General features: G+C 43.3%; 9 protein-coding genes. 3 read left to right on the top strand and 6 right to left on the bottom strand.

Going from position 1 to position 7,175, the window contains the following annotated elements; all coding sequences use genetic code 11:
• Nucleotides 1–53: 53 nt before the first annotated feature.
• Genes JZU62_RS07830 through folD form a run of 5 tightly spaced genes read right to left on the bottom strand, consistent with a single transcriptional unit; the run spans nt 54 to nt 3,187 of the window.
• Complete coding sequence (locus JZU62_RS07830; RefSeq protein WP_295013555.1) at nt 54–386, bottom strand: hypothetical protein; 333 nt, start codon at nt 384–386, stop codon at nt 54–56.
• A 3-nt stretch (nt 387–389) separates the two neighbouring features.
• Nucleotides 390–827, bottom strand: coding sequence for a ribose 5-phosphate isomerase B (rpiB, locus tag JZU62_RS07825; protein WP_295013553.1), 438 nt, complete (start codon nt 825–827; stop codon nt 390–392).
• A gap of 8 nt (nt 828–835) precedes the next feature.
• Entirely contained in the window at nt 836–1,513 is a 678-nt protein-coding gene (locus JZU62_RS07820) for a site-2 protease family protein (protein WP_295013551.1), read from the bottom strand.
• Nucleotides 1,500–2,333, bottom strand: coding sequence for a signal peptidase I (lepB, locus tag JZU62_RS07815; RefSeq protein ID WP_295013557.1), 834 nt, complete (start codon nt 2,331–2,333; stop codon nt 1,500–1,502). The genes JZU62_RS07820 and lepB overlap by 14 nt, the downstream gene beginning before the upstream one ends.
• Nucleotides 2,330–3,187 carry a bifunctional methylenetetrahydrofolate dehydrogenase/methenyltetrahydrofolate cyclohydrolase FolD gene (gene folD, locus JZU62_RS07810; RefSeq protein ID WP_295013550.1) on the bottom strand — a complete coding sequence of 286 codons (858 nt, stop codon included), beginning with the start codon at nt 3,185–3,187 and terminating at the stop codon, nt 2,330–2,332. The genes lepB and folD overlap by 4 nt, the downstream gene beginning before the upstream one ends.
• A gap of 68 nt (nt 3,188–3,255) precedes the next feature.
• On the opposite strand from folD, the gene JZU62_RS07805 reads away from it, so the two are divergent.
• Genes JZU62_RS07805 through JZU62_RS07795 form a run of 3 tightly spaced genes read left to right on the top strand, consistent with a single transcriptional unit; the run spans nt 3,256 to nt 6,623 of the window.
• On the top strand, nt 3,256–3,618 hold the full coding sequence (locus JZU62_RS07805; protein ID WP_295013548.1) for a cytochrome c: 363 nt from the start codon (nt 3,256–3,258) through the stop codon (nt 3,616–3,618).
• The gene (locus JZU62_RS07800; RefSeq protein WP_295013546.1) at nt 3,587–4,534 is read left to right on the top strand and encodes an aldolase/citrate lyase family protein; all 948 of its coding nucleotides are present in this window, start codon (nt 3,587–3,589) and stop codon (nt 4,532–4,534) included. Before JZU62_RS07805 ends, JZU62_RS07800 begins: the two co-directional genes overlap by 32 nt.
• Before the next feature lie 46 nt (nt 4,535–4,580).
• Nucleotides 4,581–6,623, top strand: a complete 2,043-nt coding sequence (locus JZU62_RS07795; protein ID WP_295013544.1) for a diguanylate cyclase — start codon at nt 4,581–4,583, stop codon at nt 6,621–6,623.
• A 7-nt stretch (nt 6,624–6,630) separates the two neighbouring features.
• Here JZU62_RS07795 and JZU62_RS07790 read toward each other — a convergent pair.
• On the bottom strand, nt 6,631–7,175 hold a 545-nt coding region (locus tag JZU62_RS07790), incomplete at its 5' end, for an energy transducer TonB (protein ID WP_295013541.1).

Here is a 7,175-nt window from a genome sequence, read left to right as displayed (position 1 = left end):
GCGTTGATTAAAATGGCTCTATCATTAATGGTTAGATTCATAAAGGTTTCCTTTTAAATAAGTGCGTCGATACGCCCTTCGAGTTCTTTGATTTTATTTTGGAGGCGGTCGGTTTCGGATCGGTGTTTTGTGTTACGTTGTTTGAGTGATTTGACTTCGTTACGGAGATTGTTCAGCTCTTCACTCAGAATATCCACATTTCCTAGGGCACGTTGGAGCTGTATTTGGTATTTTCGGATGAGTACTTCCGCCTCTTTGAGAGTAAGCTTCATCATCTCACTGCTGCGTTGTTCTTTAACGGTGATGCTCCGAAAGTAGAACATTTTGACGAGAAAGAAAAGTGCCCCAAGGGTGACAACCGTGAGCAATGACCACTCTAAAAACATACCTTATCCTTTGATCGCCTCTATTTTGTTCACGCGACCGCAGTGGCGACCACCTTCGAATACTCCTGCAATCCACGCATCGAGGATCGATTCGGCGACCCCTTGACCCACGATACGTTCACCGAAGCACAAAACATTTGCATCGTTATGACCGCGAGCAACGGTAGCGGTGTAGGCATCGTGGCACAGTGCGGCTCGGATACCGTGATGGCGGTTTGCCGCCATAGACATCCCGATCCCTGATCCGCAGATCAAAATACCATGAGAGGCACTGTCTAAGAGGACATTCTCACAAACTTTGATGGCATAATCGGGATAATCGACCCGCTCTTTGTCAAATGGCCCTAAATCGATTACCTCATGTCCCTTTGAACGGAGGAGCTCGACGGTAAAATCTTTCATATCGATTCCGGCGTGGTCGGTGGCAACGTAAAATTTCATAACTCTCCTTAGTTCAATAATAACTGTAAGACACTCTGGATTGGCCAAATGACCAACGGAATTTTGAGTGGTGTAACCAATATGATGATGATAGCAATCATTCCATAAGGTTCGGCTTTGACAAAAAATTCGGCAATGGCATTCATTTTGTACTTGAGGCTTAAATACATGATGAAATGGGCACCGTCAAATCCCGGAATAGGGAGGAGATTGAAAACGGCAAGGACAACATTGACCAGTAGAAGTTTCATAATAAAGAGATAGGCAAAAATATAGATTAGGCTATCGGCTTCGCTCGGCTGAGCCAGTGAAACAAGGATAATCGAAGTGAGGGTTGCGAGAAAAATATTATAGGCTATCCCCGCTAAACTTACCTGCATTGCCGCATTGTAGCCACCGTTACGGAGTACGGTGTGGGTATTGACCGGAACCGGTTTTGCCCAACCGAATAAAAATCCACTTTCAGCTCCGAGTAACATCGGGAGAAAATAAGTCATTAACGGTACCAAAATCGAGCCGAAGGGATCGATATGGATGAGGGGGTTGATACTTAATCGCCCTTGATTTTTAGCGGTAGTATCGCCGTATTTGTAAGCAATCCAACCGTGCATGATCTCATGCCCAATGATGGCGATAAGGAGGGCGAGTATCGCCGCAGCGATTTCGAGGGAATCAATAAAGTTCATGTTTATTTGCGGCTTCTTTATCTTCTTTTATTCGTTCCGCTACAGCACGGCTCAATGGCACTTGTTGTTCCAAATCGGTAGGTGTTTTTCCGATACGATCCCAACGAACTTCATACTCACTGTTTAGGCTGAAGTAAACAAACCACGGTGTTCCCTCGATCAAACCGTACGGCACTGCTCCCCAAAATCGGCTGTCGTTCGAGTGGTCGCGGTTGTCACCCATCATGAAGTACTGTTTTTCAGGAACTTGAATCGGGGCAAAGTTGAAAATTTCCATCGGCATTATCCCATCATCAACGATATGATCGTCATGATGGATTCCCGGATGCTCTTTGGTATAAGGGTCTTTTACCCATGTTTTACCATTGACGGTGATCAGCTCATAGTCTGCGAATGCTTTTGCAGCGTATTCATTTCCCTCTCTTGGGTGGAGGTAGAGGATTTTATCTTGAACATAAAGCTCATCGCCCGGTAATGCGACACAGCGTTTGACGTAGTGCATCTGTGTGTTATTCGGATAGCGGAAAATGACGATATCACCACGACGCGGCTCAGCACCGTCGATGATATGCCCATCCGTTCCCGGAATCAGAGGGATTTCGAGAAATGGGAGATGCGGTGTGGAGATACCGTAGGCAAATTTTTTGGCAAAAAGATGATCGCCGACGAGGAGAGAATCTTTCATCGATCCGCTAGGAATACGAAAAGCCTGAGCGACGAAAAAGATAACAAATAATACAATGATAATGGTTCCTGTCCAACTGTTGGAAAAACGATACGCGCTATGCGCAGCATTGAATATTTTTTTCTTCAAATTTATTTCTCTTCTTCTGCGTGAATTTTGGCGGCTTTGAGGGTGTTGCTGAGCAGCATGGCGATGGTCATAGGACCCACTCCCCCCGGTACCGGAGTAATATAAGAGGTTTTAGGGGCAACAGCGTCGTAATCGACGTCTCCGACGAGGCGACCGTCAGGAGCACGGTTGATTCCGATGTCAATGACGATAGCTTCAGGTCGTACCATATCCTCTTTGATCAGATTGATAACCCCCGCACCGACGAGGATAATATCCGCGCCGAGGGTGTGTTTTTTCAAATCATCGGTAAATATATGGCATATTTCAACCGTAGCATTGGCATTGAGCAAGAGGGATGCCATCGGTTTGCCGACGATGTTGGATGCCCCAACGACACAGCAGTTTTTCCCCTTCGGATCGATGTTATATTCGGCGAGTAGTTCCATTACCCCTAGTGGCGTACACGGAACAAATCCATCCAATCCTGTGGTAAGACGCCCGACATTATAGGGGTGGAACCCGTCAACGTCTTTGGTTGGAGCGACTACTTCGAGAATTTTGGTGGTATCAACGTGTTTTGGGAGGGGGAGCTGGATCAAAATCCCGTCGATATTGGGGTTGGTGTTCATCATTTCGATGGTTTTAACGATGGCATCTTGTGAAATATCATCGGGCATTTCGTGGGTGACAGAGTAAAATCCTGCACGGTCGCACGCTTTTTTCTTCATTCCGACGTAGGCTTGGCTCGCTGGATCATGCCCGACCAAAATCACCGCCAAACCCGGAACGCGTCCTGTTTTGACTTTGAGTTCTTTGGCTCCGAGTGAGACCTTTTCTTCGATTTTTTGTGAGAGCGCTTTACCGTCAAGAATTTGCATTTAATCACCGTCAAATTGTTTTTGGGTATGATACCGAGTAAAGACTAATAATTGGTTAAAGGGATAAAGTGCGCGGGGCTTTTTTACTATTTTTGACATTTACACTTACCCATGCAGAATCGTTTATCACGAAAGAGGAGTATGCCGCAGGACTCTATCATAACCCAAGAGGGGTAGGGTGCCAGTTGTGTCACGGGGAAGAGGGTGAAGGGAAACTGATTGCTCGATATCGTGATAAAGGGGAAAATAAATCGTTTATCGGTAAACCGCTCCGTAAGCTTCCGTTTCGGGACTTTTATCTGAAGCTAAACAGTCGTATCGTTGGAATGCCTCGCTATTATCTCACTGATACCGAAATCCAAACGCTCTACTATTATCTCCACCGCGAGGAGTTTAAACGTGCCGCTCCACAACCTCCAAAAGCTAAGTGATCTGATCGAAGCGGGTGATATTGCCACCCTTAAAACATTGCTCAACCCTGTAAAACGTCGTCTCAACACTACAGTATCATTTCGCTCGGCGATGATGATCTCCACCCATAATCTCAAACACCTCTCTAAAATCCCGATTCTCGAAGCAGAGTGTTTGATGCTTAACCTCGAAGATGGTGTGAGTGCGGAGCAAAAGCCTTACGCCCTCGTTTTATGTGCGATGGCATTGGCTTCGAATCCCGTGATCGATAAAAAACTGGTCGTTCGGATCAATCCTCTGGGTGAGGGGGGCGAGGAGGAGATAGCATTCCTCAACCCGTATATGCCTGATGCGATCCGTGTTCCGAAAATACGAAGTGTTGAAGAGGTACGCCGCGTCTTGGAGCTTGTGGATGAGGGGATCGAAATCCATCTCTCGATAGAGACGAAAGAGGCGTGGCTGGCATTGGGGTCATTGGCAATCGATTCTCGGATAAAGGCATTTTATCTCGGTGTACTCGATTTGTATGCTGACTTGGGGCTTTCTCAAATGCTCTTGCTCTCTGATAATCCGGCGGCTCACTATATGCTCTCTCATTTTTTGATGACAAGTCGTGCGTGTGGCGTGAAACCGGTATCTTTCGTCTATCAAGATTATAAAAATGATGACGAACTCCGTAACTGGTTGGAGTTGGAAAAGATGATCGGATTTGATGCCAAAGGGTGTATTTCTCCCTCTCAGGTGAGTTTGATCCATGAGATTTTCGGACATGGTGAAGCGGAAATCACCCGATGTCGTGAAATTATCAGGCTGTTTGAAGCGCACTCCGCGCTGGGGATAAGCGGGTTTGTGGATGAGCGGTACGGGTTTATTGATGAACCGATTTATAAAGGTGCTTTGGCTATTATCAAGCATTTAATATATCATAGAAAATAAGCTACAATCATAAATAAACTGTAACAATGCTTTGATAAGGATTTAAATGAAACTATTTCTACAAAGCATTACAACTCGAATTGCCGTATGGATGATTATTATTGCATCTATTCCTTTGCTTGTGATAGCGTATACATTACAATATCAAAAAAAAGATCAAATTACAGCGCAGCACCTTTCGAATTTGCAGGTGGTATTTAACCAGACGATTGATAAAATCGAGACGAATCTTCATTATCAGCAGCAGCTTTTGAAAAATATCGCAGCAATGCCCCGTATAGCCGAAAAACTTCTGAGTACAAATCCAAATCAAACTATACAACTTAATCCCATGATTGAAAACTACATAACAACAGTTGTGAAGCAGTATGGATATTATGATTTTTTCATTTTATCAAAGACCGGCGTCGTTGTTTACAGCTATAAAAAAGAGAGTGATTACGGAAAAAGCATAAATGATTTGAGTATGAAAAAGAGTGCTTTAGCCAAAGTCTATTTTGAAGCATTAGCGACTCGAAACAGTGCTATAACTCCTCTTGAATATTATACGCATTCAAAACGCAAATCGAGTTTTATGGCTACCCCCATTGTCATGAACAAAAAAATTGTAGGGGTGGTAGCGGTACAGCTCAATGAAAATCATATTTTTAATCTTGTTAAACATTATAACGGTTTAGGAAAAACTGGTGAAGTTGTTGCCGGAGTGTTAATGCCTGATGGAAAAGTAGTTGCGGCGATGCCCTTAAAATACGATGTAAATGCTTATAAAAATGAGCGTGTATTAAATACCGGTCATAATGGCACCGGTATGATTCAGGCGGTACGAGGCAAAGAGGGGATGGGAGAGATAACCGATTATCGAGGGGTATCCAGCCTAGCTGTTTGGGGATATGAACCTATTTTAAAATGGGGTATTGTAGTTAAAACGGACAAGAATGAAGTACTGGACGTAGTTTACAAAGATGCGTTGCAACTTGTGTATATTTTGATTTTTATCATAATAGCACTGATAGGAACCATGTTTATGAGTGCTAAATGGATTACACGGCCGATTAATAATCTCATACTATCGATGCGGCAATTTCGAAAAGAGGGAAAATTTCACTTAAACGTTGCGGAGTGTGAGGGGGAAATATGTTATCTCTCCAAAGAGTTTCTTACAATGACAGAAGAGATTAATACCCATCAACACAATCTTGAGGAAAAAATCAATCAGAGGACAAATGAACTTCTTCATGCAAAAAAGTCGATCGAAAATTATGTTGAAATTGTTGATCGCTTCATTATTACCTCTTCTACGGACTTAAGCGGGAAAATAACCTACATATCAAAAGCATTTGAAGAAATTTCAGGATATTCCAAGACAGAATTGATGGGAAAAAATCATCGGATACTTCGAGATCCGCAAATGCCGAATGAGTTGTTTGAGAACTTATGGCAGACAATTACAAGCGGAAAAGATTGGCATGGAGAGATTCGTAATATTGCTAAAAACGGACATTACTACTGGGTTGATGTCCATATTTCTCCAAACTTTGATGAGCAGGGAAATATGGTCGGATATACGGCAATTCGACAGAATATTACCGATAAAAAATTGATTGAAGAAATTTCTCTGACGGATCAGCTGACCGGATTATATAATCGACGCCATTTGGATGCTGTATTGGAAAAAAACAGCCAAATTGCTGAACGGTATAATATCCCTTTTAGTGTGGCTATTGTTGATATTGACCATTTTAAAAATATCAACGATACGTACGGGCATCAAGTTGGTGATTACGTTCTTCAGAGCCTCTCAGGAATGCTCAAAAGTCAATCTCGTGCGGTAGATATATTAGGACGATGGGGCGGGGAAGAATTTTTGATAATTTTTCCTAATACGGAAGAAGCTGAGGCAGAGATAGCTGCTGAAAAAATTCGTAACGCTATTGAAATATTTACAATGGATAGTGTTGGAAATAAGACCGTCAGCATTGGCGTTAGTGAATATCATGATGATCTTCATGAAACAATAAAACGGGCGGACGAAGCACTTTATCAAGCCAAAGCTCAGGGACGTAATTGCGTTCGAAGCTTTAAATCGTAGCCTTGATTTAGTATCCTGTAAGATTATACCAGACACGGTAGCGGATTAGTGTTTTTTGCTGCGGTCGAGGGTATTTGGCATAAGCCAGTTCGATTACCTCTTTGGTTGTTTCATCTAGGATCGAGAGCTGGCTGTTTTTGAGTAAGCGCATATCGGAAATACTACCATCAGGATGGAGATAAAATTCCACCATATTCGTATCATTGATTCGGATATTATCAGGAATACGAGATTGCCCGTAGCGATCCAGAACACTCTGCGTGATACGTCGCATTGCCTCTTGATTATCGATAATATATTTTTGCTCCCCCTCGGAGAGCTCATTGAACTTATCTCCATAAAGACGTTGAATACTGTCGGAAAGTTTAGTGGAGCTTTTCACCTTCATATGTACTGATGGATCGGCTTTTGAGAGTATGTCATACAACCCTTGCTCTTTTTTCACTATAGGTTTTCGCTCAATTTCCGCGACAGTTTTGGCAACATGGCGCTCGAACGCTTTTCTCGGTTCAGGGATCGGTTCGGGTGGGGGAGGGGTAGTTGGCTTTACCT

This window comes from Sulfuricurvum sp., from assembly GCF_019163035.1.
In the GTDB taxonomy this organism is placed as follows: Bacteria; Campylobacterota; Campylobacteria; order Campylobacterales; family Sulfurimonadaceae; genus Sulfuricurvum.
This window is presented reverse-complemented; position numbering and strand designations above follow the sequence as displayed.